The sequence below is a fragment of the Pseudomonas sp. B611 genome, from assembly GCF_055407965.1.
In genome coordinates, this window is the sequence record NZ_JBUZST010000010.1 from 112464 (window position 1) to 139111 (window position 26648).

Below are 26648 nucleotides of genomic sequence, written 5' to 3' on the forward strand. Positions count from 1 at the left end.
GCAAGCCCGCTCCCACATTTTGACTGCATTCCAAAGTGAGAGCTCGGTCAAACTGTGGGAGCGGGCTTGCTCGCGAAGAGGCCCTACCAGTCACCCTACGATCAAGCCGACACCCCCGCATCCGCCAACAACCCCACCCCCTCAATCGCCGTTATCGCGCACTGCTCGTCAATATCCGACGTATCCCCGCTGATCCCGATCGCCCCCAACACCCGACCCTCCTGATCCCGGATCAACACCCCACCCGGCGCCGGCACCACGCTGCCCTGCCCCAGGCTGTTCAACGCGGCGATAAACGCCGGCCGTTGCTGCGCGTCCAGTGCCAGCAGGCGTGAGCCCTTGCCCAGGGCAATCGCGCCCCAGGCCTTGCCGATGGCGATCTGTGGGCGCAGCAGGCTGGCGCCGTCTTCCCGTTGCAGGGTGATCAGGTGCCCACCGCTGTCGAGCACCGCGATGGTCAGCGGTGCCGCCGCAATGGTGCGCCCGGCAGTCAGGGCCTGGCTGGCCAGTTGGGTGGCGAGTTTCAAGGTTAAAGCGCTCATGGTGCCGTCCTTATCTTGTTATGGGAAAAGCGGTGGAGGTCTGAAGGATCAGATGCTCGATCAAACAAATAGAACACAATGACATTTGTTTTTGTATACAATATTTTCTAACAAACCTTCCATACGTCGCAAAAATGCCTTCCGACGAACGCAAAGGCCCGCCGATAAAATGGATTGACCTGCGCAGCTCACCGTGAATACACTTTGACCAGACACCACTTGTATACAATTACAAAACGCAAGAGGCACCAAAATCATGAGCAAAATGAGAGCAATCGAAGCCGCCGTTCTGGTAATGCGCCGTGAGGGCGTGGACACCGCCTTCGGTATCCCAGGCGCTGCGATCAACCCGCTGTACTCGGCCTTGCAGAAGGTGGGTGGCATCGATCACGTCCTTGCTCGCCACGTTGAAGGCGCCTCCCACATGGCCGAGGGCTATACCCGCACCAAGGCCGGCAATATCGGCGTGTGCATCGGCACCTCGGGCCCGGCGGGTACCGACATGGTCACCGGCCTGTACAGCGCCTCGGCGGACTCGATCCCGATCCTGTGCATCACCGGCCAAGCCCCCCGCGCCCGGATGCACAAGGAAGACTTCCAGGCCGTGGACATCACCAGCATCGTCAAGCCGGTGACCAAGTGGGCAACCACCGTGCTGGAACCCGGCCAGGTGCCCTACGCGTTCCAGAAAGCCTTTTATGAAATGCGCTCCGGCCGCCCAGGCCCGGTGTTGATCGACCTGCCGTTCGACGTGCAGATGGCCGAGATCGAGTTCGACATCGACGCCTACCAGCCGCTGCCCCTGGCCAAGCCACTGGCCACGCGAATCCAGGTGGAAAAAGCCCTGGCCTTGCTCGACCAGGCTGAGCGCCCGCTGTTGGTGAGCGGTGGTGGCGTGATCAACGCCGACGCCAGCGACCTGCTGGTGGAGTTCGCCGAACTGACCGGTATCCCGGTGATCCCGACCCTGATGGGCTGGGGCACGATCCCCGACGATCACCCGCTGATGGTCGGCATGGTCGGCCTGCAAACCTCGCACCGTTATGGCAACGCGACGATGCTCAAGTCGGATGTGGTGCTGGGCATCGGTAACCGCTGGGCCAACCGCCACACCGGTTCGGTGGAGGTGTACACCGAAGGACGCAAATTCATCCACGTCGACATCGAGCCGACGCAGATTGGCCGCGTATTCACCCCGGACCTGGGCATCGTGTCCGACGCCGGTTCTGCCCTGACCATGTTCATTGAAGTGGCTCGCGAGTGGAAAGCCGCCGGCAAGCTCAAGGACCGCAGCGCCTGGCTGCACGATTGCCAACAGCGCAAAGCCACCCTGCACCGCAAGACGCACTTCGACAACGTGCCGGTCAAGCCGCAACGGGTGTACGAAGAGATGAACCAGGTGTTCGGCAAAGACACGTGCTACGTCAGCACCATCGGTTTGTCGCAGATTGCCGGTGCACAATTCCTGCACGTCTATAAGCCACGCCACTGGATCAACTGCGGCCAGGCCGGCCCGCTGGGTTGGACCATTCCGGCTGCGCTGGGCGTGGTCAAGGCCGATCCGAGCCGCAAGGTCGTCGCGCTGTCCGGCGACTACGATTTCCAGTTCATGATCGAAGAATTGGCCGTGGGCGCGCAGTTCAAGCTGCCGTACATCCACGTGGTGGTGAACAACTCCTACCTCGGCTTGATCCGTCAGGCCCAGCGCGGATTTGAGATGGACTACTGCGTGCAGCTGTCGTTCGACAACCTCAACGCCCCGGAACTCAACGGTTATGGCGTCGACCACGTGGCTGTCGCCGAAGGCCTGGGTTGCAAGGCCCTGCGTGTGTTCGAGCCGGGCCAGATCCAGCCAGCCTTGCGCAAGGCGCAGGAAATGATCGAAGAATTCAAGGTGCCGGTGATCGTTGAGATTATTCTGGAGCGCGTGACCAATATTTCCATGGGCACCGAGATCAACGCCGTCAACGAATTCGAAGATCTGGCCCTGGTCGGCAACGATGCGCCGACCGCCATTTCCCTGCTCGATTAAGGAGAACCCTATGCCGCGCTTTGCCGCCAACCTGTCCATGCTGTTCACCGAGCAAGACTTTCTTGCTCGCTTCAAAGCGGCCGCCGATGCGGGCTTCGAAGGGGTGGAGTATCTGTTCCCGTATGAATTCAGCTCGGCTGAAATCAAGGCACACCTTGACGCCAACGGCCTGACCCAAGTGCTGTTCAACCTGCCGGCCGGTGACTGGGCCAAGGGCGAACGCGGCCTGGCGTGCCACCCGGATCGGGTTGAGGAATTTCGTGCTGGCGTCAAGCTGGCCATCGCCTACGCACAGGTACTGGGCAATACCCAGATCAACTGCCTGGCGGGCATTCGTCCGGCCGGTGTGGATGACGAGACCCTGGAAAAAACCTTCGTCGCCAACCTCAAGTACGCCGCCGACAAGCTGCAAGCCGCGGGCATCAAGCTGGTGATGGAGATGATCAACACCCGCGACATCCCGGGTTTCTACCTGAACAACACGGCGCAAGCCCTGTCGATCCGTGAGCAGGTGGGCAGTGCCAATCTGTTCCTGCAATACGACATCTACCACATGCAAATCATGGAAGGCGACCTGGCCCGCACCATGGCCGCGCACCTGGATGCGATCAACCATATCCAGTTGGCGGACAACCCCGGGCGCAACGAGCCGGGCACCGGTGAGATCAACTACCGGTTCCTTTTCGAGCATCTGGACCGCATTGGATACACGGGTTGGGTTGGCTGTGAATACAAGCCGTTGACCACCACCGACGCAGGTTTGGGCTGGCTCAAAACCCATAACGCGATCTAACGGACACAACACAAAACCAATGTGGGAGCGGGCTTGCTCGCGAATGCGGTGGATCAGTCGACGCAAATGTTGAATGAAAGACCTTCGCGAGCAAGCCCGCTCCCACATTTGGAACTCCTGTGCTTAGCAGACCGAGACTGGCCTGCCTATCGAATAACAAGAGGAATTTCTCATGGCTAAAATCGGATTCATCGGCACCGGCATCATGGGCCAACCCATGGCCGCCAACCTGCAAAAGGCCGGTCACCACCTGTTCCTCTCCGAACACCACGGCAAGGCCCCGCAAGCCCTGGTCGACGCCGGTGCCATCGCCCTGGCCAACCCGCAGCAAGTGGCCCAGGAAGCCGAGTTCATCATCGTCATGGTGCCCGACACCCCGCAGGTCGAGGACGTGTTGTTCCGCGCCGACGGCGTAGCCGCTGGCCTGTCGCCAAACAAAGTGGTGATCGACATGAGTTCGATCTCCCCCACCGCCACCAAAGCCTTTGCCGCGAAGATCAACGCGGCCGGCGCGCAATATCTGGACGCCCCGGTATCCGGTGGTGAAGTCGGCGCCAAGGCCGGCAGCCTGAGCATCATGATCGGTGGCGAGCCGCAGACCTTCGAACGCGCCCTGCCGCTGTTCCAGGCCATGGGCAAGAACATCACCCTGGTGGGTGGCAATGGCGATGGCCAGACCGCCAAGGTGGCCAACCAGATCATTGTCGCGCTGAACATCCAGGCGGTGGCCGAAGCGCTGCTGTTCGCCGCGAAAAACGGCGCCGACCCGGCCAAGGTGCGTGAAGCGCTGATGGGCGGTTTTGCCTCGTCGAAGATCTTGGAAGTGCATGGCGAGCGCATGATCAAAGGCACCTTTGATCCAGGCTTCCGCATCAACCTGCACCAGAAGGATTTGAACCTGGCGCTGGCCGGTGCCAAGGAGCTGGGGATCAACCTGCCAAACACCGCGGGCACCCAACAGGTATTCAGCACGTGCACCGCAATCGGTGGCGGCAACTGGGACCACTCGGCGCTGATCAAGGGCCTGGAGCATATGGCGAATTTCTCGATTCGCGACAAGTAAACCTTGATTTGAAATGCGGTCGAATGTGGGAGCGGGCTTGCTCGCGAAAGCGGTGGACCAGTCAGCATGGATGTTGAATGTAAGACCGCATTCGCGAGCAAGCCCGCTCCCACATTTGATCGCATTCCAATTGCTGCATCTCTAATAACAAGAATCCCCCGGGAGCCCGCTTATGTCGGTCGATCCGCAACACCTGCTTCGCGAGCTGTTTGCCACAGCCATCGACGCCGCCCACCCCCGGCAAGTCCTTGAACCCTACCTGCCCGCCGACCGCAGCGGCCGAGTCATCGTGATCGGCGCCGGCAAGGCCGCTGCCGCCATGGCCCTCGTCGTCGAAAACTGCTGGCAAGGCGAAGTCTCCGGCCTGGTGGTAACCCGCTACGGCCACGGCGCGCCCTGCAAGCACATCGAAGTGGTTGAAGCCGCCCACCCGGTGCCCGATGCCGCTGGCCTGGCCGTGGCCAAGCGCGTGCTGGCACTGATCAGCAACTTGAGCGAAGACGACCGCGTGATCTTCCTGCTCTCCGGCGGTGGCTCGGCCCTGCTGGCCCTGCCGGCCGAAGGCATCAGCCTGGCCGACAAACAAACCATCAACAAAGCCCTGCTCAAATCCGGCGCCACCATTGGCGAGATGAATTGCGTGCGCAAGCACCTCTCGGCGATCAAGGGTGGCCGCCTGGCGAAAGCCGCCTGGCCCGCGACGGTGTACACCTACGCGATTTCCGACGTGCCGGGCGACCAGGCTACGGTGATCGCCTCCGGCCCCACCGTCGGCGACCCCAGCACCTCGGCCCAGGCCCTGGCGATCCTCAAGCGCTACCACATCGACGCCCCCGCCGCCGTGCGCAGCTGGTTGCAGAACCCCGCCTCGGAAACCGTCAAGCCCGGCGACCCGGCGCTCGCCCGCAGCCACTTCCAACTGATCGCCCGCCCGCAGCAATCCCTCGAAGCGGTGGCGGTCAAAGTCCGCCAGGCCGGGTTCAGCCCGCTGATCCTCGGCGACCTCGAAGGCGAAGCGCGGGACGTGGCCAAGGTGCACGCCGGCATTGCCCGGCAGATCGTGCAACACGGCCAGCCGCTGGCGGCGCCGTGCGTGATCCTGTCCGGCGGTGAGACCACCGTGACCGTGCGCGGCAATGGCCGCGGCGGGCGCAACGCGGAATTTCTGCTGAGCCTTACCGACAGCCTCAAGGGCCTGCCCGGCGTGTACGCCCTGGCCGGCGACACCGACGGCATCGACGGCTCCGAAGACAACGCTGGCGCGATCATGACCCCGTGCAGCTACGCCCGCGCCGAAGCCCTTGGCCTGTCGGCCAGCGATGAGTTGGACAACAACAATGGCTACGGCTACTTCGCCGCCCTCGACGGGTTGATCGTCACCGAACCGACGCGCACCAACGTCAACGACTTCCGCGCCATCCTGATTCTTGAGACTGCCAAACATGACGCCTGACAAGAAGGTCAAAATCCTCGCCACCCTGGGCCCCGCCACCGACGGTATCGACGATATCCGCGAGCTGGTGGAGGCCGGGGTGAATATCTTCCGCCTCAACTTCAGCCACGGCGACCATGCCGACCACGCCCAGCGCTACCAGTGGATTCGCCAAGTGGAGCGCCAGCTGAACTACCCGCTGGGCATCCTCATGGACCTGCAAGGACCGAAGCTGCGCGTCGGCCGTTTTGCCGAGGGCAAGGTGCAACTGGTGCGCGGCCAGGCCCTGCGCCTGGACCTGGACCCGACCCCGGGCGACCAGTGCCGGGTCAACCTGCCCCACCCGGAAATCATCGCGGCGCTGGAACCCGGCATGGACCTGTTGCTGGACGACGGCAAGTTGCGCCTACGGGTGATCACCAAACACGCCGAGGCCATCGACACCACCGTGCTGAATGGCGGCGAGTTGTCTGACCGCAAAGGCGTGAATGTGCCACAAGCCTTGCTGGAGCTGAGCCCATTGACCGCCAAGGATCGGCGCGACTTGAGCTTTGGCCTGGAACTCGGCGTGGACTGGGTGGCGCTGTCGTTCGTGCAGCGCCCGGAAGACATCCGCGAAGCCCGCGAGCTGATCGGCGACAAGGCGTTTTTGATGGCCAAGATCGAGAAACCGTCAGCCGTGCAGCGCCTGCAGGAAATCGCCGAGTTGAGCGACGCAATCATGGTGGCCAGAGGGGATCTGGGTGTGGAAGTGCCGGCCGAGAGCGTGCCGCAGATCCAGAAAGACATCATCAGCGTCTGCCGCCAGCTGGGCAAGCCGGTGGTGGTGGCCACGCAGATGCTCGAATCCATGCGCTTCTCCCCGGCGCCGACCCGTGCCGAGGTGACCGATGTTGCCAACGCCGTGGCCGAAGGGGCGGATGCGGTGATGTTGTCGGCGGAAACCGCGTCGGGCGAATACCCGCTGGAAGCTGTGCAGATGATGAGCAAGATCATCCGCCAAGTGGAAAGCGGCCCGGACTACCAGGCGCAACTGGACGTGAGCCGGCCGAAGGCGGATGCCACGGTGTCGGATGCCATCAGCTGCGCGATCCGGCGCATCAGCAACATCCTGCCGGTGGCGGTGCTGGTCAACTACAGCGAGTCCGGCAGCTCCAGCCTGCGCGCGGCGCGGGAGCGGCCGGTGGCGCCGATCCTCAACCTCACGCCGAACCTGTCCACGGCGCGGCGCTTGAGCGTGGCCTGGGGGGTGCACTCGGTGGTCAATGACCGGCTGCGCCAGGTGGACGAGGTGTGCTCGACGGCGCTGGAGATTGCCCAGGCCCAGGGCATGGCGCAACGCGGGGATACGTTGGTGATTACTGCGGGGGTGCCGTTTGGGCAGCCGGGGTCCACGAACTCGCTGCGTATCGAGACGCTGATTTAGCGCCTGTAAGGGCCCTTTCGCGAGCAAGCCCGCTCCCACATTCGACTGCATTCCAAGGGATGTACTCGGTCAAGTGTGGGAGCGGGCTTGCTCGCGAAGGGGGCAACTCGGTCTAACTGACTTACCCCCATGCATAACCCAACTTGCCCCGACTGGGCCGAAGCCCTGCTCAACGGCTTCAGCCAGATATTCCTCCAGCGCCAGCCTCTATGCGGCCTGCTGTGCCTGCTGGCCATCCTGATCGGCGCCCCAGCCTTGTTCGGCGGCGCGTTGCTCGGTGGCGTCGCGGGTTTGCTCACGGCCCAGCGCCGGGGCTATCCCAAGGCCGAGCGCCAGGCCGGTCTTTATAGTTACAACGGCGTGCTGCTGGGCTTGTTGATCAGCCAGTACCTCCCCTGGTCAGCCTTGTTGCCGCCGCTGATCCTCGCGTGCGGCGGCCTGGCGGCGATGCTCACGCGACAATGGCTGAAACAGACGGCCTTGCCGCCCTACACAGCGCCCTTCGTGGGCCTGGGTTGGTTGCTGCTGGGCACGGTGCCGCCAAGCGCCCTTGCCCTGACCGAGCCGGATACCCTCGCCGTCGTTGCCGCGCCCTTTACCGGACTAGCGCAAATCATGTTGCTGGACCAACCGGCGGCGGGCGTACTGATTGCCCTTGGCCTGTGGCTGGCCAACCGGCGCGCCGCACTGTGGGCCTTGCTCGGCGCCAGTCTCGGCGTGCTGGTCGCGCTGCTGTTTGACGAACCGACCGGCGCCCTCCTCGGCCTGCACAGTTACAACCCGGCGCTGGCCGCATTGGCTCTGAGCCAAGTGCGCCGCCAACCCTGGCTACCACTGCTGGGCATAGGCCTGTCGATCCTCCTGATGCCAGCCTTCGCCGCCCTGCACCTGCCCGCGCTTACGGCACCGTTCATCCTCGCCTGCTGGCTGGTGCGCGCCGGTGTTCGCACGCTTCAGAAACCCCGCATGGACAGCCCCTTCGAATCCCCCTAGGCTTGCTCGACATCTGATTCAGGCGGGCTTTATGGACAGCAACAACGACTGGCGCCAGCGGCTCTACGTCATGATTTTCCAGACCGACACCAACGCCGGGCGACGCTTTGACGGCATCTTGTTGCTGATCATCCTCGCCAGCCTGGTGATCGTGATGCTCGACAGCATCGACGAGATACACCAGAACTACGCCGACGTGCTGGCCTACATCGAGTGGGGCTTCACCGTCATCTTCGCCATCGAATATGGGCTGCGGCTGTATTGCTCGCCCAAACCGTTGCGGTATGCCTTCAGCTTTTACGGGCTGGTGGATTTGCTGGCCATCGTGCCGGGCATCCTCGCCCTGTATTACAGCGACGCGCAGTACCTGTTGATCATCCGCATCATCCGCATGCTGCGCATCTTCCGCGTGCTCAAGCTCAGCCCGTACCTCAAGCAGGCCAACTACCTGATGGCGGCGCTGCGCGGCAGCAAGCAAAAGATCGTGGTGTTCCTGGTCAGCGTGTGCACCCTGGTGACGGTGTTCGGCACCCTGATGTACGTGATCGAAGGCCCGGAACACGGCTTTACCAGCATTCCCAAGGGCATCTACTGGGCCATTGTGACCCTGACCACCGTGGGCTTTGGCGATATCGTGCCGAAGACGCCCTTGGGCCAGGTGATTTCGTCGCTGGTGATGATCACCGGTTATTCGATCATCGCCGTGCCCACCGGGATTTTCACCGCCGAACTGGCCAGTGCCATGCGCGGTGAACAGCTGCAACACGACTGCCCGGTGTGCAAGAAAAACAGCCACGAGCCCAACGCCGCATTCTGCTCGCGCTGTGGGAGTAATCTTTTTCGTAAAGTGGAATAAGCAAAGTGCGTTTTAATCTTTAAACGTCTATGCAGGCCCGGCTATAGTCGCTGGCAAATTGCCGTCATTTACACCGTCACCTTCTCGAACAACAAGGAATGAGCAGTGAAAAAACTCGTTAGCGCCTCCCTACTGGCCGCCGGCCTTGCCCTGGCGGGCGCCGTCCAGGCCGCCCCCGTGACACTGCTTAACGTCTCCTACGACGTGATGCGCGATTTCTACAAGGACTACAACGCCGCCTTCCAGAAGCACTGGGACGCCGAGCACCCGAACGACAAGCTGACCTTGCAGATGTCCTTCGGCGGCTCGAGCAAACAAGCGCGCTCGGTGATCGACGGCCTGCCGGCTGACGTGATCACCATGAACATGGCCACCGACATCAACGCCCTGGTGGACAACGGCAAACTGGTGCCGGACAACTGGGTCACCCGCCTGCCGAACAACAGCGCACCGTTCACCTCCGCCACTGTATTCATCGTGCGCAAAGGCAACCCGAAAGCCCTGAAAGACTGGCCGGACCTGTTGAAAGATGGCGTGCAAGTGATCGTGCCCAACCCGAAAACCTCGGGTAACGGCCGCTACACCTACCTGTCGGCCTGGGGCTATGTGCTGAAAAACGGCGGCGACGAAAACAAGGCCAAGGCCTTTGTCGGCAAGCTGTTCAAGCAAGCGCCAGTACTGGACACCGGTGGCCGTGCGGCCACCACCACGTTCATGACCAACCAGATCGGCGATGTGCTGGTGACGTTTGAGAACGAAGCCGAAATGATCGCCCGTGAATTCGGCCGCGACCAATTCGAAGTGATCTACCCAAGCGTCTCCGCTGAAGCTGAGCCACCGGTGTCGGTGGTCGACAAAGTGGTTGAGAAGAAAGGCACCCGCGCGGCGGCCGAAGACTACTTGAAGTACCTGTGGTCGGCAGAAGGCCAGGAAATCGCGGCCAACAACTACCTGCGTCCACGTGACCCGAAAGTGCTGGCCAAGTACACCGACCGCTTCCCGAAAGTCGACTTCCTGTCGGTGGAGAAGACCTTTGGTGACTGGCGCACCGTGCAGAAAACCCACTTCAATGATGGTGGGGTGTTTGACCAGATCTACAGCGGTCAATAACTGAATAAACGCGGTTAAAACTGTGGGAGCGGGCTTGCTCGCGAATGCGGTGGATCAGCCAATAAATCTGTTGACTGACACACCGTATTCGCGAGCAAGCCCGCTCCCACATTTGGTTCTGTGCTTGGCAGTTACATCGGTGGAGTTACGCCATCCTTGCCAGCTGATATTGCTTGAGCTGTGATGGTCCCATCCGCCCCCTTCGCCGCAAACAACACCACCTTCACCCCCGCCTTCAACAAGCTGCGATCCCCTGGCTCCAGGTTGACGATCGGCACATCCTCCGGCACCACGATCTTCTGCTCACCGCCCTTGTACTTCACGGTCAGCGTGCGCCCGTTGCTCACCACCAGGTCACCCACGGTGCCGTTGGTCATGCTGCTGCCTTCCTTCAAGTCGAACGCTCGGTGCCCGTCGCCGGTGCCGGCCATGGCCGGTGGGAACACGTGCACTTCCAGCGCGGTCAGGCTGCCGTCTGCGTTGGGCATGGCGGCGGAGCCGATGTAGCTGCCCGGTTTGATTTCATCGATCTTGGCCAAGGTGACGGCGCGCACCTGGGTGGTCGGGGTCAACAGCACCGTGACGTCTTCGCCGCTGTTGACCTTGACGTGCATCGCGTCACCGTCAATGGCGGTGATTTCGCCGCGCACGCCCACGCGCGGCGCCTCGGCAGCGTGGGCCAGGCCCACGGCCATGGCAGCGGCGAGGGTTGAAGCCAGGAGCATCTTGTTCAGCGTGATCTTCATGGGATTTCCTGTTTCGGCAGTTGTGCCTGAATGTATCATCGCCCTTCGAGGCAAAAGTTAACGATTCAGTCATTAATTTGCGGCATGAGTGTTATCACCGCCAGCAGCCTTCTGCCCAAAGAGCCATATCTTTACTCTCGCACGCCATCTTCCTTCGCTTTTATGAGACCACCATGAACGCTACCCCACACGCTTCAAGCACCATGACCCGCGGGATGGTGATGCTGTTTGCGTTCTGCTGCGGCGCCATCGTCGCCAACATCTACTACGCGCAGCCCGTCATCGAGCTGATCGCCCCGGACATCGGCCTCACACCTGCCATGGCCAGCCTGATCGTGTCGTTGACGCAAATCGGCTACGCCCTCGGCCTGTTTTTCCTGGTACCCCTGGGCGACTTGTTGGAAAACCGCAAGCTGATGATCAGCACCACTGTGCTTGCCATCGCCAGCCTGCTCGGTGCGGCGTTTATCCAGCAGCCGAACCTGTTCCTGCTGGTGTCGTTGCTGATCGGCTTCAGTTCGGTGTCGGTGCAGATCCTCATCCCGCTGGCCGCGCACCTGGCGCCCGCCGAGTCCCGTGGCCGGGTGGTCGGCAGCATCATGGGCGGCCTGTTGCTTGGCATCCTGCTGGCACGGCCGGTATCCAGCGTGGTGGCGGACCACTTCGGCTGGCGCGCGATGTTCATGGCCGCCGCTGGGTTGATGGCGTTTATCAGCGTGGTCCTGCTGATCACCATCCCCAAGCGCCAACCTGACCACAGCGCCACCTACGGACAACTGCTGCGCTCCCTGGGCAGCCTGCTGCGCAAGCAACCAGTACTGCGCCAACGGGCGTTCTACCAGGGTGGCATGTTCGCTACCTTCAGCCTGTTCTGGACCGCCGCGCCGCTGGAACTTGCGCGCAATCACGGCCTGAGCCAAAGCGAGATCGCCCTTTTTGCCCTGGTCGGTGCCCTGGGCGCCATTGCCGCGCCCATCGCCGGCCGCCTGGCAGATGCGGGCCACACCCACCGCGCTTCGCTGCTGGCCATGCTGTTTGCCGCGTTGAGCTTTCTGCCGGCGTTCGTCCATCCGCTGTACAGCGTGATCGGCCTGGCTGTCACCGGCGTGGTGCTGGACTTCTGCGTGCAGATGAACATGGTGCTCGGCCAACGTGCTATCTACGCCCTCGACGCCAACAGCCGCAGCCGCCTGAACGCGCTGTACATGACCAGCATCTTCATCGGCGGCGCCTTCGGCTCGGCGATTGCCAGCAGCGTGTACGAACACGGCGGCTGGCTGGGCGTGATGCTGGTGGGCAGCGCGTTCCCGCTGGTGGCGTTGTTGCGGTTCCTCAGTGTTCCCCGCGAAGCCGCCCCGGTAGCCGCGTAAACGCCTGACCTGTGGGAGCTGGCTCCCACAGGAGCAACCTCAGGAACGCACCAACTTCTCCAAGGCCGCATCCGCCAGGAATGACGAGCGGCTTTTGACCTTGTGCTCGCGCACATAGCGGTCGATACGCTGGATGACATAACCGGGCAAGGTCACATTGACCTTCTCGGTCTTGCCCAGATAGGGCGAGATGTCCAGCTCCAACATGCCCCAGCCCATGCCGGCATAGTCTTCGTGAGCATGATGATTGGCCACCGAGGTGGGCATCGGAATCGGCCCGCCCTCGGCGGCGATCTCCTGCAGCATGATGTGGGCAACCTCCACGGCGGAGTTGTACGCCTCTTCAAAACTGTCCCCGGCGGTGACGGCACCTGGAATATCGGGGATCTGAATACCGGTGGCGGTGAAGTCATCGCCCCATTCGATACAGATTGGGTATTGCATGAATACTCTCCTTAAAACTCAAACAAGCCAGCACGCTTTCTGATGCTTCTCACGGTGCCCAGCGGCAGGTCCTTCTTGGGGTGCGGCACCGGGATCGTGTACGGGTTATAGCGATGGGTAAAAATATGATGGCTGCCCGTGACCCGATCCAACACCCAACCTGCCTCTTGCAGTTCCTTGATCAATAACCTGCTTTGCACCGCAGCCTCCTTGGCTTGGCCTAAATAAAAGTAACCCTAGAGTTATATTTACTCAAGCACAAAATACGCAAGACTGACTGACGGCTGTTTTGCTGAATGTTGAAAAGCTACCCGTTTACAACGCGAAACCGGGAGATGCGGCCGTTCAGCGACGGCCAATAGCTGAATGGGGCAGGCAAGACCGGCTGGCGCTGCAACAACGCCAGAATCACCTGTGAAGCAAGCGTCAGCGCGAGTTGCTGGCCGGGGCACTGATGCCGGCCCACGCCAAAGCTGAACACTCGTCGCTGCGGGCGCTCAAGCAGGAAGCGGTCGGGGTCCGGGTTTGCAGCGCTGTCCCGGTTGGCCGAAGCCAGAAGCACCAGAATCGTAGCGTCCACATCCAGGGCCTGGCCGCCAATCGTGCAGCGCTGCGCCACGAATCGCCGGGTGTTTTGCACTGGCGCATCAAAACGCGCCACCTCTTCCACCAGCGCCATCGCCAGTGCTGGCGCGCGTTGAACCTGCTCCAGCAGGTCTGGCCGCCGAGCGAGCGTCACCAGCGTATTACCGATCAGGCCATTGAAGGGTTGATAGTGATCAGCCGCCAAAGCGCCAAGGCGTTTGTGCCGAACACGCCAAGTCGCTTGCAGTTCGCGCGTACCTGTTACGACCACATGGCCGGAACGCTGGCGGTGCAGTTGCATGACCACTTCATCGCGGCCGGCTGGCTGACGGGCGAAGGGACTTACCAGCTCAGCCCAGACGGCGAAAAAGTTATGGGTGAACTCGGGATTAATCTCCCTGCACTGCACGCCCAACGCCGGCGTTTTGCCTGCGGCTGCCTGGACTGGAGCATGCGCCGCCCGCACCTGGCCGGCGCGTTGGGCGCGGCGCTGCTGCACAGTGCGATTCGCAAGGAATGGGTGATTCAGGATCTGGATAGCCGCGCACTGGGGCTGACGCCCAAGGGCCGCAAGGCGCTGGTAGCACGATTTGGAATAGAGGCGTAAGAGCGATGAAAATCAAAGTGTGGGAGCGGGCTTGCTCGCGAATGCGGTGGATCAGTCAGCACATCTGTCACTGATAGACCGCATTCGCGAGCAAGCCCGCTCCCACAGGGGTATGGGGTGCTCAAATCAAATGGTGTTGTCCAGGCAACACAACAGCCGCTCGACCGTATGCTCCAGCGGCCCGGAGTTATCCAGCACAAACAACCCCGACGCATTGCCCGCGATCAGCTCTGCGGTGAACTGCGCATTCCGCGCCAGGCGCGCTTCAATGTCCGCCAGTGATTCACGCCCACGCGCAATCAAGCGCTGGCGCAACACCGCCTGATCAACCGTCAGCAACAACACCAACAGCGTCGGATAACGCGCGCGGGTCTGCGCCAGGTGCGCACGGGAGCCGTTGACCAGCACGTCGTCCCCGGCCGCCAGCCAGTCGTCGATTTCCTTGGGAATACCGTAGGACAAGCCATTCGCCTGCCAGCTCAGGGCAAATGCGCCCTCGGCGTCCATCGCGGCAAACTGGTCTGGGCTCACACCTTGCGCGGCCTCGCCCACCGCCTCCGCCGAGCGGGTGATGACGCGCCGCACGATGCGGCAACCGCGCGCGGCCAGGCGCGGTCGCGCGGCATCCAACAGGCTGTCCTTGCCCGAACCCGATGGCCCGATGAGATAGATCAACCTGCCTGCCATCCACACACCCTCTTCACCTGTTGCCGGTCAGCCCGCCGGCGGCGCCACTTTACAGCAGCGCACCGGTGGGCAGCGCCCCAGGATGAAAATTTTCCAGCACCAGGCTCTCGCCGTTCTTCAGTTGCCAGTCATAAAAATCCGCAAAGTCCCCGCGTGCCAGCCCACGGATCACCTTGGCCACAAAACCATGGGCCACCAGCAACACCGTGCCCGAAGGATAACGTGCCGCCAGTTCGGCCAAGCCTCGGTGCACACGGCTGACCACCTCGGCAATCGACTCGCCGCCCGTGGGCCCGACCGCCCATTGCCGGGTGATGTTCTGCGCCCACAGCTCTGGATGCAGCGCCTGGGCTTGCACTTGGGTCAGGCCCTCGAACACGCCCACATCGCGTTCGCGAAAGCTGTCCATGGTCACGGGTTCAAGGTGCAACGCCTGGTTAAGAATCTGCGCGGTTTGCTGGGCGCGCAAGCGTGGGGAGACGATCAGTGCGTCGATGCCTGCGGGTAATTTTTGACTGAGAAAAAAGGCTTGTTCGCGACCACGTTCGGTCAGTTCCGGGTCGAGCGCGCCGAGGTAACGTTGCTCGGCGTTGGCCCAGGTTTCGCCGTGGCGTACGACGTGTAGGTGCATGGGGCCTTGTCTCATTGAGTGACGTAGGAATAGCTGAATTTCAATATCAGCTTTGTCCTGATATTCGCAAGCTCTTGGCGCCCCTTGCCTCACCCTGTGTACAACCTTCGCTCGCCTGCCCTCTGTTTGGTCGCGGGTGCCCGGTTGCTTCCCGAAACCCGCGACCGACTCAGACCTACTGCTATTGGCTAATCATTGCCAGGGTTGCGCAGATCGAGTTGCCTCTCTACGACAAGTTTACGACCCTTGATTCCGTGAGCGATGGACGACTGGTGTTCAGGGCACGATCAGTAATGGTATAGATAAACCGAAAAATCCCACTCCCTGCACTACGAATTACGCTTGCCGGTAAAAAGAAGACATTTCCAGTAGGTAACATTGGCACCTGCGCAACCAGATTCGATGGCTGAGGAAACATTGCCTGCCCCCAATAGAGCCTGAGTAGATCACCTGATTCAAATTGACCGTTCGGATCAGAAAAGTCGTTATCCGGAATAGTGAAACTCACTCCCCCATGCATGTCGAGATAAGCGTTGGTGATAGCGGTGTTTGCCGGAAGATCCGCCGGGTACACGGGTGCGTGGGGGGAGTCTTGGAAAAAACTACTCGCATAGGGTGGAATAACGTCTACCGCAAATGGAGCATCTTTTGACTGCTCGATGACAGGACCGGGCGTGCCACCCGCGTCAAGCAGCTGCAAACTCCTGACCCAATAACGACCATGGCGAAACCCGAATGAGGGCGCCGGCACATACACGTTGAAATCAGGAGGTACTGGCGTCTGCGATAGTTGCACCGGTGGCGCCAATGGAGACCAGACGGGAGCCGTTGCATCGCGATCTTGAATTTCAGCGGCGATCCAATCAGTTGGACTTGAACTTGCACTAGTAGAACAGTTCAAGGTGATGCCTTGAAAAGCGGTGGGGGCAGTAATCAAGCCAGTAGCTGGATCAAGGGCCTCTAAAATGACCGGCGCGTCAACGGGTGTCGTACTCATCTCATATTCTCCGATAAGTTAAGGCGGCATATATTTTTGTATAACCCCTCAACTAACGGCTCTATAGCTGAAACAACGAGCGAACGACCCAAAACTACGCCTGCCAACGACCTCATTTAACCGACTTTACCCTCCCCCTGCTACTGTCATAAGTAACAGGTAGCTCATATTTCCGCGCCTCTCATAGAGAGAACGGGATGCTGGCAAGGGATAAAAGAGCGACCTTTCAAAGGTCGCCTTTTGTCATTGCGCGTACTTTTTGCTCAACCCCGGCGGCACGCCCTGCACGTTGGTCTCTTCCCACGGCCCGTTCGGGCTGATGGAGCGGCTCCAGCCGTTGCTCCAGCGGTAATACGTACGCTGGCGGTAGAAGGTGTCGGGCTGGTCTTCCAGCACATAGACCTTCATGGTGCCATCCCAGTGGCTCGCCGCACCCGGTGGTGGGGCGAAGGTAGGCGATGACGTCGGCACCGGTTTTTTCGGCGGCGCGGTCACCGGGGTGCTGGGCTTCGTGCTCGGCTGGGTCGCCGGGCCCGACGGTGGGATGGTCGGGCCGGTCGGCGCGGGAGGTGGCCGGTGGACCGCACAAGCACTCAAGCCCAATACCAGGCTGAGCAGGGTGATACGTGCGAATGCGCTCATGGGCGTTTCCTCGAAATTACTTATCCGGACTGTCGATGGTCAGCTGCTGCAGCGCAGTGGTGGTGCTGGCCAAGGGTTGGCTGCGGCCGATCCACTCGCCAGCGGTCGGAAGACCGGCCCGGGATATGCGCGCAACCAGTTGGACTTCGGGGAAGTTCGACAGTTTCAACTGCGGCATCATTGCGTCGGCATCGCCCAGTTCGACGGTCACCGGCAGTTCCGCGACGGTGACGCGCTTGGCCGCCAACGGTGCTGGCGGGCCGGACACGGCGCGGGCGAAGATGAACACGCTGTCACTTGGCTGGGCCTTGGCCTTCACGTCCGGCGCCAGGTCCACACGGACTTTGAGCACGGCTTTCTGCGCGACGCTGCCACCACTTTCTTTGAGCTTATCAGCGGCGCGGTCAATGCCGCCTTGCAGCGCGGCACGGGAGCCATCTTCGGCCGGCAGTTGCGCCAACAGGCGGCTCCAGTAGTCGATCGCTTCCTGGTAACGCTGGCCTTCAAAGGCGGCGATACCCAGCAGGCCGAGGCTGGTGACTTCCTTGGGGTCCAGCTTCAGCGCTTCGTCGGTCAAGGCCTGGACCTTGGGCGACCACTGTTTGTTGTCGGCAAAGTACTGCGCCTGGGCCCACTGGCCGAGCAGTTCCGGCTGGCGCCCGGCCAGGGCCGCCGCACGCTCGAAGACCTTGGCCGCATCGGCCGCGCGGTCCTGGGCCATGTAGGCGCGACCGAGGAAGTACAGGCCTTCCGGCGAGTCCGGCTGGGCGATGGCGGCGCGTTCCAGGCGCTGGGTCATGTCTTCCATGGACACCGGCGGTTGGGAGAATTCGCGGGTCAGTTCGACCTTGTCGCTGGCGCCGAAATGCAGGTACAGGCTCACGCCCAACACCGGCACCAGGAAGGCCGCGAGCAACGGCAGCGGTTTGCCCAGGCGCGATTCGCGGGGTTTGTCCACGCCTTCGGTGTCGGCCAGCAATTCGCGCGCGGCTTCGGCGCGGCCGGTGTCGAGTTGGGCTGCGTTGAGCACGCCTTCGTCCTGCTGCACTTGCAGCTCGGCGACACGTTCCTGGTACAGCGCCACGTTCAACGCGGTGCGATCCTCTTCACGCTGGGCACGGCGGCCGCGCAGGACAGGGATCAACAGGAAACTCAGGGCAATCAGAAGCAGCAAGCCGGCTGCGAGCCAGAAATCAATCATCAGTCTTGGTGTCCAGCAATTGGTCGAGGCGTTTACGCTCTTCAGGGGACAGCGCGTCGGAACCGTCAGTCGGCGCGGCGCGGCGCCGGCGGATGATCACGGCCATCACCACCACACCGCTCAGCAACAGCCCGGCGGGGCCGAACCAGAGCAGCGCGGTCTTGCCGGTGAGCGCCGGTTTGTAGCGCACGAAGTCACCGTAGCGATCGACCATGAAGTCGATGATCTGCTGGTTGTCCTTGCCCTCCCCCAACATGCGGAAGATCTCGCGGCGCAGGTCGGTGGCGATGGGCGCGTTGGAGTCGGCGATGTCCTGGTTCTGGCACTTGGGGCAGCGCAGTTCCTTGGTCAAGTCGCGGAAACGCTCGCGCTCGGCGTCGTTGGCAAATTCGTAGGTGTCGATGGCGGCGTGGGCCACACCCGCCAGGCCCAACGCCAATACAGCGGCGGCTAACAGACGCTTCATGGCTTGGCCTCATCGACCAGCGCCTGGTACTTGGCGGCCAGTTGCTCACGCCACACCACTTCGTCGATCACGCCGACGTACTTGTCGCGGATCACGCCCTTGGCATCGATAAAGAAGGTTTCCGGGGCGCCGTACACGCCGAGGTTGAGGCCGAGGTTGCCGTCCTCATCGCGGATATCCAGCTGATACGGGTTGTGGAACTCCGCCAGCCACTTCAAGGCGGCGGCGTTGTCATCCTTGTAGTTGATGCCGTAGATCACCACGCCCTTCTCGGCCAGCTTGTTGAGCACCGGGTGTTCGACGCGGCACGAGATGCACCAGGTGCCCCACACGTTGACCAGCGCCGGCTTGCCCAGCAGGTCGGCCTGGGTCAGGGTTTTGTCGCCCTGCACGGTGGGCAGGCTGAACGCCGGGAACGGCTTGCCGATCATCGCCGACGGCAGCTCGGACGGGTCCAGGTACAGGCCGCGATACAAGACCACCGCACCCAGCAAAAACACGATCAGGGGGATCGCCATCAACCAACGTTTCATACCGCCGCTCCCTGCAGACCGAGGGCTTCACGCACCCGGCTCTTGACCTTGACCCGATAACGCCGATCCAGCGCTGCCAGCAAACCACCGAACCCGGTGAGCAGGCCGCCGAACCAGATCCAACGCACAAACGGCTTCACATGCACACGCACCGCCCAGGCACCGTCGCCCAGCGGTTCACCAAGGGCCACATAGAGGTCACGGGTGAAACCGGCGTCGATGCCGGCTTCGGTCATCATCGAACTCTGCACGGTGTACAGGCGTTTTTCCGGGTGCAGCACCGCGACTTCCTTGCCGTTGCGGACTACGCGCACGGTGCCTTTGTCTGACGTGAAGTTCGGCCCTTCGAAGTGCTTGGCGCCTTCAAAGATGAAGTGGTAACCGGCCAGGTCCATGGACTCGCCCGGCGCCAGGCGCAGGTCGCGCTCGGCGCTGTTCTGGCTGGACAGCACCACGCCGAGGGCGCACACGGCGATGCCGATATGCGCGATCTGCATGCCCCAGTAGCTGCGGGTCAGGCCTGGCAAACCCTTGAGCAAACCTTTGTGGCGGGTCTTGTCGAAGATGTCACGCACGCCGGCCAGCAAGACCCAGGCGGCGAGCAGGAAGGTAGCGAGCACCGCCCAGTTGAAGTCGCCGTAGGCAAAACCGGCGATCACCGCCAGGGCCACGCTGCCGAGCAATACCGGCATCAGCATGCCCGCCAGCCATTTAACCGGGGTGTCTTTCCAGCGCACCAGCACGCCGACGGCCATCACCACCATCAACAGGCCCATCAACGGGATAAACAACGCGTTGAAATACGGCGGGCCGACGGACAGCTTGGCGCCGCTCAGCGCATCCAGCACCAGCGGGTACAGGGTGCCGAGCAGGATCATCGACGCGGCCACCACCAGCACCAGGTTATTGCCCAGCAGCAGGGTTTCCCGCGACCACAGGTTGAAGCCGACCTGGCTCTTGACCACCGGCGCGCGCAGGGCGAACAGGGTCAGGGAACCACCGACGACAAACAGCAGGAAGATCAGGATGAAAATGCCCCGCGCCGGGTCGGAAGCGAACGCATGCACCGAGGTCAGCACGCCCGAACGCACGAGGAACGTGCCGAGCAGGCTGAGGGAAAATGCCGCGATGGCCAGCAACACGGTCCAGCTCTTGAACACGCCACGTTTTTCGGTGACGGCCAGCGAGTGAATCAACGCCGTGCCCACCAGCCAAGGCATGAAGGACGCGTTTTCCACCGGGTCCCAGAACCACCAGCCGCCCCAGCCGAGTTCGTAATAGGCCCACCACGAACCGAGGGTGATACCGATGCCGAGGAAGGCCCAGGCGACGATGGTCCACGGCCGCGACCAGCGCGCCCACGCCGCATCCAGGCGGCCGCCGAGCAAGGCGGCGATGGCGAAGGCGAAAGCCACCGAGAAACCGACGTACCCCATGTAGAGCATCGGCGGGTGCACGATCAGGCCGATGTCTTGCAGCAGCGGATTAAGGTCATGCCCGTTGGTAGGAATCTGCGGCAGGATGCGGCTGAACGGGTTGGACGTCATGATCAGGAACAGCAGGAAGCCGATGCTGATCATGCCCATCACCGCCAGCACCCGCGCCAGCATGACTTGCGGCAGTTGGCGCGAGAACACCGACACGGCGAAGGTCCAGCCGCCGAGGATCAGCGCCCACAGCAGCAACGAACCTTCGTGGGCGCCCCACACGGCGCTGAACTTGTAGTACCAGGGCAACGCGGTGTTGGAGTTATTCGCGACGTAGGAGACGGAAAAGTCGTCGGTCATAAAGGCGTAGGTCAGGCAGCCAAACGCGAACAGCAGGAAAGCAAACTGGCCCCAGGCGGCCGGCTGCGCCAGGCTCATCCACAGGCGGTCACCGCGCCAGGCGCCGAGCAACGGCACCACGGCTTGCACGATGGCAAAGCACAGGGCGAGGATCATCGCCAACTGGCCGAGTTCGGGAATAAACAAAGCGGCGTTCATGACTCAACCCTCCTTGGCGGGGGTGGGGGCGGACTGGCCGCTGTCCTTGAGGGCTTTGGTCACCTCGGGCGGCATGTATTTTTCATCGTGCTTGGCCAGCACTTCATCGGCCACCACCACGCCATCGGCGTTGAGCTTGCCCAGGGCGACGATGCCCTGGCCTTCGCGGAACAGGTCCGGGAGGATGCCGCGGTAGCTGATGGTCACCGACTTGCTGAAGTCGGTGACCACGAAGGTGACGTCGAGGGAATCGCCGGAGCGCTTCAGGGAGCCGGCCTCGACCATGCCGCCGGCGCGGATGCGCGTGTCCAGCGGTGCTTCGCCATTGGCGATCTGAGTCGGGGTGTAGAACAGGTTGATGTTCTGTTGCAGGGCGCTCAAGGCCAGGGCCACGGCAATGCCGACGCCGGCCAGGATGGCAAGGATGATCAACAGACGCTTTCTACGCAGCGGATTCACTTTTCTGTCTCCCGGCGCAGACGACGCGCCTCTTGTTGCAGGTAACGCTTGCGCGCCAGGATCGGCGCGGCGACGTTGAGGGCCAGCACTGCCAGGCAGATGCCATAGGCCGTCCAGACGTACAGGCCGTGGTGGCCCATGGCGAGAAAATCACTGAACGAAGCAAAACTCATCCGCGTGCTCCCAGGCTGTGTTGCACTTCGGCCTTGACCCAACTGGCGCGGGCTTCGCGCTTGAGCACTTCGAGGCGCATGCGCAGCAGCAGCACGGCGCCGAAGAAGCAGTAGAACCCCAGCACCATCAGCAGCAGCGGCGCCCACATTTCCACGGGCATCGCCGGTTTTTCGGTGAGGGTGAAGGTGGCGCCCTGGTGCAGGGTGTTCCACCACTCCACCGAGTATTTGATGATCGGGATGTTGATCACGCCAACAATGGCCAGTACCGCGCAGGCCTTGGCGGCGCTGTCACGATTACTGATGGCGTTGCCCAAGGCAATCAGACCGAAGTACAGGAACAGCAGGATCAGCATGGACGTTAGTCGCGCATCCCACACCCACCACGAACCCCAGGTCGGCTTGCCCCAGATGGCGCCGGTGACCAGCGCCACGGCGGTCATCCACGCACCGATGGGGGCGGCGCATTGCAGGGCGACGTCAGCGAGTTTCATCTTCCACACCAGGCCGACGATGCCGCACACGGCGAGCATCACGTAGCAGGACTGGGCCAGCATCGCGGCGGGCACGTGGATATAGATGATGCGAAAGCTGTTGCCTTGCTGGTAGTCCGGGGGCGCGAAGGCCAGGCCCCAGACCAGGCCGATGCCAATCAGCAACACGGCAGAGAGGCTCAACCACGGCAGCAGTTTGCCACTGATGCCGTAGAACCATTTGGGCGAGCCGAGCTTGTGAAACCAGGTCCAGTTCATTGCTGTTTCCATCACGGTTGCTTTTCGTCGATGCGAAAAGCTTAGGGTCTTTACTGGCTAACGCTTAGCCAGACCTCATTATTCGCCGACGCTGATCTTCAGGCCGGCCGCTATCGCAAAAGGTGTCAGGGTTACCGCCAGGGCGGTCAGGCTGCCAAGCCACAAGAGGTAACCCGTCGCCGGCATGCCCATGAGCGCGGCTTGCAATGCACCGCTACCGAGGATCAACACCGGGATATACAAAGGCAGAATCAGCAGGGCCAGCAACAGGCCGCCACGCTTCAGGCCCACGGTCAACGCCGCGCCTACCGCCCCCAGCAAGCTGAGGACCGGCGTGCCGAGCAACAGGCTCAGCAGCAGGATCGGCAGGCATTCAGTGGGCAGGCCGAGCATCATCGCCAGCAGCGGCGAAAGCAAGACCAGCGCCAGGCCGGAAAAAGCCCAGTGTGCCAGTACCTTGGCCAGGACCAGTAGTGGCAAGGGGTGCGACGAAAGGACCCACTGTTCCAGGGAACCGTCCTCGAAATCACTGCGAAACAGCCCGTCCAGCGAGAGCAGCACGGACAAAAGCGCGGCCACCCACACCAGTCCCGGAGACAAGGTTTGCAACAGTTTAGTCTCGGGACCGACCGCCAACGGGAACAGGGCGATGACGATGGCGAAGAACACCAGCGGGTTAGCCAACTCGGCCGGACGACGGCACAACAGCCGCGCTTCGCGGGCGACCAACAGGGCGAAGACACTCATGCTGACCACCGTCCCAGATCGAGGTCGCGGTAACCGGCGGGCATGCGATCCAGGGTGTGGTGGGTGGTGAGGACCACCAGGCCGCCGTTCTCGCAGTGCTGGGCCAGGTGTGCTTCCAACTGGGCGACGCCTTGTTTATCGAGGGCGGTGAAGGGTTCGTCGAGAATCCACAACGGCGGGCCCGGCAGGTACAAACGGGCCAGGGCCACGCGGCGCTGCTGGCCGGCGGACAGAGTGTGGCAAGGCACGTCTTCAAAACCCTTGAGGCCGACGGCGGCGAGGGCCTGCCAGATGGCGTCACGGGACGCGGGATGATGCAGGGCGCTGAGCCAGCTGAGGTTTTCTTCGGCGGTGAGCACGTCCTTGATGCCGGCGGCGTGGCCGATCCAGATCAGGTTGCGCGCCAACTCGGTGCGTTGTTCATTGAGGGGTTTGCCGTTGAGCCGCACTTCGCCGGCTGTCGGTTGCATCAACCCGGCCAGCAGGCGCAGCAAACTGGTCTTGCCGCTGCCGTTGGGGCCGCTGATTTGCACCATGTCGCCGCCCGTCAGCCGCAGTTCGAGGTGCTCGAACAGCAGGCGCAGGTCGCGTTCACAGGAGAGCGCTACGGCTTCTAGAAGAGGGCTGGTCAAAAGATCGCGGGCCTTTACGGTTCAAGTCGGCGGTGCAGCGGCCGTTAAAGAGAAGTGCACAATAACGGCTTCGGCGACCGATTTTAGAGAGCTGGATCAAATAGTTGTGAGGTTTTTAGCGCTCTCTTTGCAGACGGGCCCCATTATACATGCGATGCCCTACTCTAAAGAGGGCAATTTCCTTCAAGACGGCGCGCGCGATGACCGGTGAGATCAACCTTCCTACGCTTCCACCTGCACCGGCGACCGGGCCCAGCCCTGCACCCGCCACCGGTGAATTGCTGAAACTGCTGGAACCGCAGATCGGCTTGATCACCCCAGGGAAAACGGTGAACGCCGAGGTCATCGCCCTGAAACAAGGCGGTGAAGCCTTTCAGCTATTGCTCAAGCTGACCCTGGAAAGCGGGCGCCAGACCCTGGTGCAAGCCAGCAGCGCACAGCCCTTGCCCCTGGGCAGCAATGTCGCGGTGAGCCAGACCCCCGCCGGCAACCTGACCCTCAGCCTGCAACAGGCCTTGAGCGCCAATGTGGCCGCGCTGACCCGCATCGACACCAGTAAAATGCCCGAAGGCACGCTGCTGCAAGCCAAGGTGCTGACCACCCAGATGCTGCCCCAGGGCACGGCGCAACCGGCGATCTATCGCTCACTGGTGACCGTGCTCAACAACGCCCTGGCCGGCGCCACGCTAACCCTGGAAAGCCCGCAACCGCTGCGCGTCGGCAGCTTGCTCAGCGCCGTGGTGCAGAACGCGCAGACCTTGAACTTCGTGCCGCTGAGCGGGCTCAAGGATCAACTGGCGATCACCCAGCAACTGGCCACCCAACAAAGCCGCCAAGGCTCGCTGGATGCCGTCTTCAGCGCCTTGCAGGACCTGCCACGGGGCGGCGGCACCTCCGCCGAACTGCGCGCCGCCGCCGACCGCCTGCTGGCCGCCCTGCCCGACCTGTCCCAGGTCAGCAACCCGAAAATCCTCGCCCAGGTGATCCAGAACAGCGGCGCCTTTCTGGAGGCCAAGCTACTCGCCGGGCAAAACCCAGGGGTTCCGCCGCTGGACATGAAAGGTGCCCTGCTGCGCCTGGTCGCCGACCTGCTGCCGGCCCTGCCCACCAGCACCAATCTGAATGCGATCCTGGCCGCCAACACCCTGGCCCAGGTGTTGCCCAACTTTGTGCGCAGCCCGCTGAACACCCTCGGTCAGGTCAGCGCGCGCCAGACACCCGCGGGCTTCCCGCTGCCCGAGCGGCTGATGGCGAAACTGGAAGGCGAAGGCGACCTGGAAAACCTCCTGCGCCTGGCCGCCGGGGCCATCTCGCGCTTGCAGAGCCACCAGCTGTCGAGCCTGGAACAGACCGGCACCACCGCCGATGGCCGCCTGCAAACCACCTGGCAGCTGGAAATCCCCCTGCGTACCCTGCAAGACATCGTGCCATTGCAGGTCAAGTTCCAGCGCGAAGAACCGGCGCCGGACAAGGACCAGCCGGAACGCAAGGACAAGAAAGACCCCAAGCAGATGCTCTGGCGCGTCGAACTGGCCTTCGACATGGAGCCGCTGGGGCCGTTGCAGGTTCAGGCGCAATTGAACCAGGGCAAACTGTCGAGCCAGCTGTGGGCCAGCCGGCCCTTCACCGCGAGCCTGATCGAAAGCCACCTGGGCACCCTGCGCGAACGGCTGGTGACCTCGGGCATCAACGTCGGCGACCTCGACTGCCATCTCGGCACCCCGCCACGCGGGCCGAAAACCGGACTGGAACAACGCTGGGTGGATGAAACCGCATGAAGAACCCCAACCCGCCGCGCCAGGCGATTGCCCTCAAGTACGACGGCCAGCAAGCGCCAACCCTGACGGCCAAGGGCGACGATGCATTGGCCGAGGCGATCCTCAAGCTGGCGCGGGAAAACGAAGTACCGATCTATGAAAATGCCGAGCTGGTGAAACTGCTGGCGCGCATGGAGCTGGGGGACAGCATCCCGGAGGAGTTGTACCGCACGGTGGCGGAGATCATTGCGTTTGCCTGGACGTTGAAGGGCAAGTTCCCGGTGGGGTATGACCCGGATGCGGAGCCGGTGGAGCGGGACGTTACCGAGCGTGGTGACGACTACTGATAGGCATACCGGGATTCAAATGTGGCAGTGAGCTTATGTGGGAGCGGGCTGATCGTTCCCTCGCTCTGCGTGGGAATGCATCCCTGGACGCTCTGCGTCCGTTCTCGAACGCGTGACGCAGAGCGTCACCGGCGGCGTTCCCACGCAGAGCGTGGGAACGATCAAGACGCTGGGTGGATGAAACCGCATGAAGAACCCCAACCCGCCGCGCCAGGCGATTGCCCTCAAGTACGACGGCCAGCAAGCGCCGACCCTGACGGCCAAGGGCGACGATGCCCTGGCCGAGGCGATCCTCAAGCTGGCGCGGGAAAACGAAGTACCGATCTATGAAAATGCCGAGCTGGTGAAACTGCTGGCGCGCATGGAGCTGGGGGACAGCATCCCGGAGGAGTTGTACCGCACGGTGGCGGAGATCATTGCGTTTGCCTGGACGTTGAAGGGCAAGTTCCCGGTGGGGTATGACCCGGAGGCGGAGCCGGTGGAGCGGGATGTCACAGAGCGTGGCGACGACTACTGAGCACTTCCAGACGTACATCAATCCAAATGTGGGAGCGGGCTTGCTCGCGAATGCGGTGTATCAGCTAACAGATGTATCAACTGACCCACCGAATTCGCGAGCAAGCCCGCTCCCACAGGGGAT

The 26648-nt window shown here is 62.4% G+C and carries 29 protein-coding genes and 2 pseudogenes; 13 read left to right on the top strand and 18 right to left on the bottom strand.

Annotation, left to right across the window (positions count from 1 at the left end):
* Window positions 1–101: 101 nt before the first annotated feature.
* Window positions 102–542, bottom strand: coding sequence for a GlcG/HbpS family heme-binding protein (locus ACZRMO_RS20520; RefSeq protein WP_463974012.1), 441 nt, complete (start codon window positions 540–542; stop codon window positions 102–104).
* Window positions 543–798: 256 nt separating this feature from the next.
* Here ACZRMO_RS20520 and gcl point away from each other — a divergent pair, with 256 nt between their 5' ends.
* From gcl to ACZRMO_RS20560, 8 genes are all read left to right on the top strand, one after another.
* Complete coding sequence (gene gcl / locus ACZRMO_RS20525; RefSeq protein ID WP_026136466.1) at window positions 799–2574, top strand: glyoxylate carboligase; 1776 nt, start codon at window positions 799–801, stop codon at window positions 2572–2574.
* A 10-nt stretch (window positions 2575–2584) separates the two neighbouring features.
* A complete protein-coding gene (hyi, locus tag ACZRMO_RS20530; protein WP_463974013.1) occupies window positions 2585–3367 on the top strand; it encodes a hydroxypyruvate isomerase in 783 nt (260 codons plus the stop codon).
* Between the two features lie 172 nt (window positions 3368–3539).
* A complete protein-coding gene (locus tag ACZRMO_RS20535; RefSeq protein ID WP_463974014.1) occupies window positions 3540–4430 on the top strand; it encodes a 2-hydroxy-3-oxopropionate reductase in 891 nt (296 codons plus the stop codon).
* A gap of 172 nt (window positions 4431–4602) precedes the next feature.
* Window positions 4603–5883 (top strand): glycerate kinase type-2 family protein, encoded by a 1281-nt coding sequence (locus ACZRMO_RS20540; protein WP_463974015.1) that lies wholly within the window; start codon window positions 4603–4605, stop codon window positions 5881–5883.
* Window positions 5873–7288, top strand: a complete 1416-nt coding sequence (gene pyk, locus ACZRMO_RS20545) for a pyruvate kinase (RefSeq protein ID WP_017734355.1) — start codon at window positions 5873–5875, stop codon at window positions 7286–7288. The genes ACZRMO_RS20540 and pyk overlap by 11 nt, the downstream gene beginning before the upstream one ends.
* Window positions 7289–7417: 129 nt before the next feature.
* Entirely contained in the window at window positions 7418–8281 is an 864-nt protein-coding gene (locus ACZRMO_RS20550; RefSeq protein WP_463974016.1) for an urea transporter, read from the top strand.
* Window positions 8282–8312: 31 nt separating this feature from the next.
* Complete coding sequence (locus ACZRMO_RS20555; RefSeq protein WP_463974017.1) at window positions 8313–9137, top strand: ion transporter; 825 nt, start codon at window positions 8313–8315, stop codon at window positions 9135–9137.
* Window positions 9138–9242: 105 nt separating this feature from the next.
* On the top strand, window positions 9243–10247 hold the full coding sequence (locus tag ACZRMO_RS20560) for a sulfate ABC transporter substrate-binding protein (RefSeq protein ID WP_124525340.1): 1005 nt from the start codon (window positions 9243–9245) through the stop codon (window positions 10245–10247).
* A gap of 131 nt (window positions 10248–10378) precedes the next feature.
* On the opposite strand, the gene ACZRMO_RS20565 is transcribed toward ACZRMO_RS20560, so the two are convergent.
* Window positions 10379–10993 (bottom strand): DUF5666 domain-containing protein, encoded by a 615-nt coding sequence (locus ACZRMO_RS20565; RefSeq protein ID WP_463974018.1) that lies wholly within the window; start codon window positions 10991–10993, stop codon window positions 10379–10381.
* Between the two features lie 173 nt (window positions 10994–11166).
* Here ACZRMO_RS20565 and ACZRMO_RS20570 point away from each other — a divergent pair, with 173 nt between their 5' ends.
* Window positions 11167–12363: an MFS transporter gene (locus tag ACZRMO_RS20570; protein ID WP_463974019.1), complete on the top strand. Its 1197-nt coding sequence runs from the start codon at window positions 11167–11169 to the stop codon at window positions 12361–12363.
* 39 nt (window positions 12364–12402) lie between these two features.
* On the opposite strand, the gene ACZRMO_RS20575 is transcribed toward ACZRMO_RS20570, so the two are convergent.
* The 3 genes and pseudogenes from ACZRMO_RS20575 to ACZRMO_RS20585 form a co-directional block, all read right to left on the bottom strand.
* Complete coding sequence (locus ACZRMO_RS20575; RefSeq protein ID WP_463974020.1) at window positions 12403–12807, bottom strand: type II toxin-antitoxin system HicB family antitoxin; 405 nt, start codon at window positions 12805–12807, stop codon at window positions 12403–12405.
* Between the two features lie 11 nt (window positions 12808–12818).
* Window positions 12819–13007 carry a type II toxin-antitoxin system HicA family toxin gene (locus ACZRMO_RS20580; protein WP_026136468.1) on the bottom strand — a complete coding sequence of 63 codons (189 nt, stop codon included), beginning with the start codon at window positions 13005–13007 and terminating at the stop codon, window positions 12819–12821.
* A gap of 107 nt (window positions 13008–13114) precedes the next feature.
* Window positions 13115–13567 (bottom strand): annotated as a pseudogene (locus tag ACZRMO_RS20585) (cytochrome P450); the annotation flags it as partial.
* On the opposite strand from ACZRMO_RS20585, the pseudogene ACZRMO_RS20590 reads away from it, so the two are divergent.
* Window positions 13562–13999: pseudogene (locus tag ACZRMO_RS20590) on the top strand (transcriptional regulator); the annotation flags it as partial. The pseudogenes ACZRMO_RS20585 and ACZRMO_RS20590 sit on opposite strands and share 6 nt — an antisense overlap.
* Before the next feature lie 126 nt (window positions 14000–14125).
* Here ACZRMO_RS20590 and phnN read toward each other — a convergent pair.
* The 13 genes from phnN to ccmA all read right to left on the bottom strand — a co-directional run bounded on the left by phnN (window position 14126) and on the right by ccmA (window position 23904).
* On the bottom strand, window positions 14126–14686 hold the full coding sequence (gene phnN, locus ACZRMO_RS20595; RefSeq protein WP_463974021.1) for a phosphonate metabolism protein/1,5-bisphosphokinase (PRPP-forming) PhnN: 561 nt from the start codon (window positions 14684–14686) through the stop codon (window positions 14126–14128).
* Between the two features lie 49 nt (window positions 14687–14735).
* Window positions 14736–15317 (bottom strand): histidine phosphatase family protein, encoded by a 582-nt coding sequence (locus ACZRMO_RS20600; protein ID WP_463974022.1) that lies wholly within the window; start codon window positions 15315–15317, stop codon window positions 14736–14738.
* Window positions 15318–15543: 226 nt separating this feature from the next.
* A complete protein-coding gene (locus ACZRMO_RS20605; RefSeq protein WP_463974023.1) occupies window positions 15544–16314 on the bottom strand; it encodes a hypothetical protein in 771 nt (256 codons plus the stop codon).
* A 243-nt stretch (window positions 16315–16557) separates the two neighbouring features.
* Window positions 16558–16956 (bottom strand): hypothetical protein, encoded by a 399-nt coding sequence (locus ACZRMO_RS20610; protein WP_463974024.1) that lies wholly within the window; start codon window positions 16954–16956, stop codon window positions 16558–16560.
* A gap of 16 nt (window positions 16957–16972) precedes the next feature.
* Window positions 16973–18157 (bottom strand): c-type cytochrome biogenesis protein CcmI, encoded by a 1185-nt coding sequence (ccmI, locus tag ACZRMO_RS20615; protein WP_463974025.1) that lies wholly within the window; start codon window positions 18155–18157, stop codon window positions 16973–16975.
* Window positions 18150–18623 carry a cytochrome c-type biogenesis protein gene (locus tag ACZRMO_RS20620; protein WP_017734370.1) on the bottom strand — a complete coding sequence of 158 codons (474 nt, stop codon included), beginning with the start codon at window positions 18621–18623 and terminating at the stop codon, window positions 18150–18152. The genes ccmI and ACZRMO_RS20620 overlap by 8 nt, the downstream gene beginning before the upstream one ends.
* Window positions 18620–19156: a DsbE family thiol:disulfide interchange protein gene (locus tag ACZRMO_RS20625; protein WP_017734371.1), complete on the bottom strand. Its 537-nt coding sequence runs from the start codon at window positions 19154–19156 to the stop codon at window positions 18620–18622. The genes ACZRMO_RS20620 and ACZRMO_RS20625 overlap by 4 nt, the downstream gene beginning before the upstream one ends.
* Complete coding sequence (locus ACZRMO_RS20630) at window positions 19153–21141, bottom strand: heme lyase CcmF/NrfE family subunit (RefSeq protein WP_463974026.1); 1989 nt, start codon at window positions 21139–21141, stop codon at window positions 19153–19155. The genes ACZRMO_RS20625 and ACZRMO_RS20630 overlap by 4 nt, the downstream gene beginning before the upstream one ends.
* A 3-nt stretch (window positions 21142–21144) precedes the next feature.
* A complete protein-coding gene (ccmE, locus tag ACZRMO_RS20635; protein WP_026136470.1) occupies window positions 21145–21600 on the bottom strand; it encodes a cytochrome c maturation protein CcmE in 456 nt (151 codons plus the stop codon).
* On the bottom strand, window positions 21597–21773 hold the full coding sequence (gene ccmD, locus ACZRMO_RS20640; RefSeq protein WP_003172771.1) for a heme exporter protein CcmD: 177 nt from the start codon (window positions 21771–21773) through the stop codon (window positions 21597–21599). Before ccmD ends, ccmE begins: the two co-directional genes overlap by 4 nt.
* Window positions 21770–22525: a heme ABC transporter permease gene (locus ACZRMO_RS20645; RefSeq protein ID WP_463974027.1), complete on the bottom strand. Its 756-nt coding sequence runs from the start codon at window positions 22523–22525 to the stop codon at window positions 21770–21772. The genes ccmD and ACZRMO_RS20645 overlap by 4 nt, the downstream gene beginning before the upstream one ends.
* 78 nt (window positions 22526–22603) lie before the next feature.
* Entirely contained in the window at window positions 22604–23272 is a 669-nt protein-coding gene (gene ccmB / locus ACZRMO_RS20650) for a heme exporter protein CcmB (RefSeq protein WP_017734375.1), read from the bottom strand.
* Entirely contained in the window at window positions 23269–23904 is a 636-nt protein-coding gene (gene ccmA, locus ACZRMO_RS20655; RefSeq protein WP_124525354.1) for a cytochrome c biogenesis heme-transporting ATPase CcmA, read from the bottom strand. Before ccmA ends, ccmB begins: the two co-directional genes overlap by 4 nt.
* 200 nt (window positions 23905–24104) lie before the next feature.
* Here ccmA and fliK point away from each other — a divergent pair, with 200 nt between their 5' ends.
* The 3 genes from fliK (at window position 24105) to ACZRMO_RS20670 (ending at window position 26525) form a co-directional block, all read left to right on the top strand.
* Complete coding sequence (gene fliK / locus ACZRMO_RS20660; protein ID WP_463974028.1) at window positions 24105–25682, top strand: flagellar hook-length control protein FliK; 1578 nt, start codon at window positions 24105–24107, stop codon at window positions 25680–25682.
* On the top strand, window positions 25679–26008 hold the full coding sequence (locus ACZRMO_RS20665) for an EscU/YscU/HrcU family type III secretion system export apparatus switch protein (RefSeq protein WP_463974029.1): 330 nt from the start codon (window positions 25679–25681) through the stop codon (window positions 26006–26008). Before fliK ends, ACZRMO_RS20665 begins: the two co-directional genes overlap by 4 nt.
* Before the next feature lie 187 nt (window positions 26009–26195).
* Window positions 26196–26525, top strand: coding sequence for an EscU/YscU/HrcU family type III secretion system export apparatus switch protein (locus ACZRMO_RS20670; protein WP_463974030.1), 330 nt, complete (start codon window positions 26196–26198; stop codon window positions 26523–26525).
* The last annotated feature ends 123 nt before the right edge of the window (window positions 26526–26648 follow it).

Excerpts from the sequence above, each read along its gene's own strand:
- ACZRMO_RS20645 (WP_463974027.1), bottom strand. The coding sequence starts at position 22,525 with ATGAACTGGACCTGGTTTCACAAGCTCGGCTCGCCCAAATGGTTCTAC.
- ACZRMO_RS20565 (WP_463974018.1), bottom strand. The coding sequence starts at position 10,993 with ATGAAGATCACGCTGAACAAGATGCTCCTGGCTTCAACCCTCGCCGCT.
- ACZRMO_RS20555 (WP_463974017.1), top strand. The coding sequence starts at position 8,313 with ATGGACAGCAACAACGACTGGCGCCAGCGGCTCTACGTCATGATTTTC.
- fliK (WP_463974028.1), top strand. The coding sequence starts at position 24,105 with ATGACCGGTGAGATCAACCTTCCTACGCTTCCACCTGCACCGGCGACC.
- gcl (WP_026136466.1), top strand. The coding sequence starts at position 799 with ATGAGCAAAATGAGAGCAATCGAAGCCGCCGTTCTGGTAATGCGCCGT.
- ACZRMO_RS20620 (WP_017734370.1), bottom strand. The coding sequence starts at position 18,623 with ATGAAGCGTCTGTTAGCCGCCGCTGTATTGGCGTTGGGCCTGGCGGGT.
- ACZRMO_RS20605 (WP_463974023.1), bottom strand. The coding sequence starts at position 16,314 with ATGAGTACGACACCCGTTGACGCGCCGGTCATTTTAGAGGCCCTTGAT.
- ACZRMO_RS20550 (WP_463974016.1), top strand. The coding sequence starts at position 7,418 with ATGCATAACCCAACTTGCCCCGACTGGGCCGAAGCCCTGCTCAACGGC.
- ACZRMO_RS20665 (WP_463974029.1), top strand. The coding sequence starts at position 25,679 with ATGAAGAACCCCAACCCGCCGCGCCAGGCGATTGCCCTCAAGTACGAC.
- ACZRMO_RS20670 (WP_463974030.1), top strand. The coding sequence starts at position 26,196 with ATGAAGAACCCCAACCCGCCGCGCCAGGCGATTGCCCTCAAGTACGAC.
- ACZRMO_RS20570 (WP_463974019.1), top strand. The coding sequence starts at position 11,167 with ATGAACGCTACCCCACACGCTTCAAGCACCATGACCCGCGGGATGGTG.
- ACZRMO_RS20540 (WP_463974015.1), top strand. The coding sequence starts at position 4,603 with ATGTCGGTCGATCCGCAACACCTGCTTCGCGAGCTGTTTGCCACAGCC.
- ccmI (WP_463974025.1), bottom strand. The coding sequence starts at position 18,157 with ATGATTGATTTCTGGCTCGCAGCCGGCTTGCTGCTTCTGATTGCCCTG.
- ACZRMO_RS20535 (WP_463974014.1), top strand. The coding sequence starts at position 3,540 with ATGGCTAAAATCGGATTCATCGGCACCGGCATCATGGGCCAACCCATG.
- ACZRMO_RS20575 (WP_463974020.1), bottom strand. The coding sequence starts at position 12,807 with ATGCAATACCCAATCTGTATCGAATGGGGCGATGACTTCACCGCCACC.
- hyi (WP_463974013.1), top strand. The coding sequence starts at position 2,585 with ATGCCGCGCTTTGCCGCCAACCTGTCCATGCTGTTCACCGAGCAAGAC.
- ccmD (WP_003172771.1), bottom strand. The coding sequence starts at position 21,773 with ATGAGTTTTGCTTCGTTCAGTGATTTTCTCGCCATGGGCCACCACGGC.
- ACZRMO_RS20630 (WP_463974026.1), bottom strand. The coding sequence starts at position 21,141 with ATGAACGCCGCTTTGTTTATTCCCGAACTCGGCCAGTTGGCGATGATC.
- ACZRMO_RS20610 (WP_463974024.1), bottom strand. The coding sequence starts at position 16,956 with ATGAGCGCATTCGCACGTATCACCCTGCTCAGCCTGGTATTGGGCTTG.
- pyk (WP_017734355.1), top strand. The coding sequence starts at position 5,873 with ATGACGCCTGACAAGAAGGTCAAAATCCTCGCCACCCTGGGCCCCGCC.
- ACZRMO_RS20625 (WP_017734371.1), bottom strand. The coding sequence starts at position 19,156 with ATGAAACGTTGGTTGATGGCGATCCCCCTGATCGTGTTTTTGCTGGGT.
- ACZRMO_RS20520 (WP_463974012.1), bottom strand. The coding sequence starts at position 542 with ATGAGCGCTTTAACCTTGAAACTCGCCACCCAACTGGCCAGCCAGGCC.
- phnN (WP_463974021.1), bottom strand. The coding sequence starts at position 14,686 with ATGGCAGGCAGGTTGATCTATCTCATCGGGCCATCGGGTTCGGGCAAG.
- ACZRMO_RS20600 (WP_463974022.1), bottom strand. The coding sequence starts at position 15,317 with ATGCACCTACACGTCGTACGCCACGGCGAAACCTGGGCCAACGCCGAG.
- ccmB (WP_017734375.1), bottom strand. The coding sequence starts at position 23,272 with ATGAGTGTCTTCGCCCTGTTGGTCGCCCGCGAAGCGCGGCTGTTGTGC.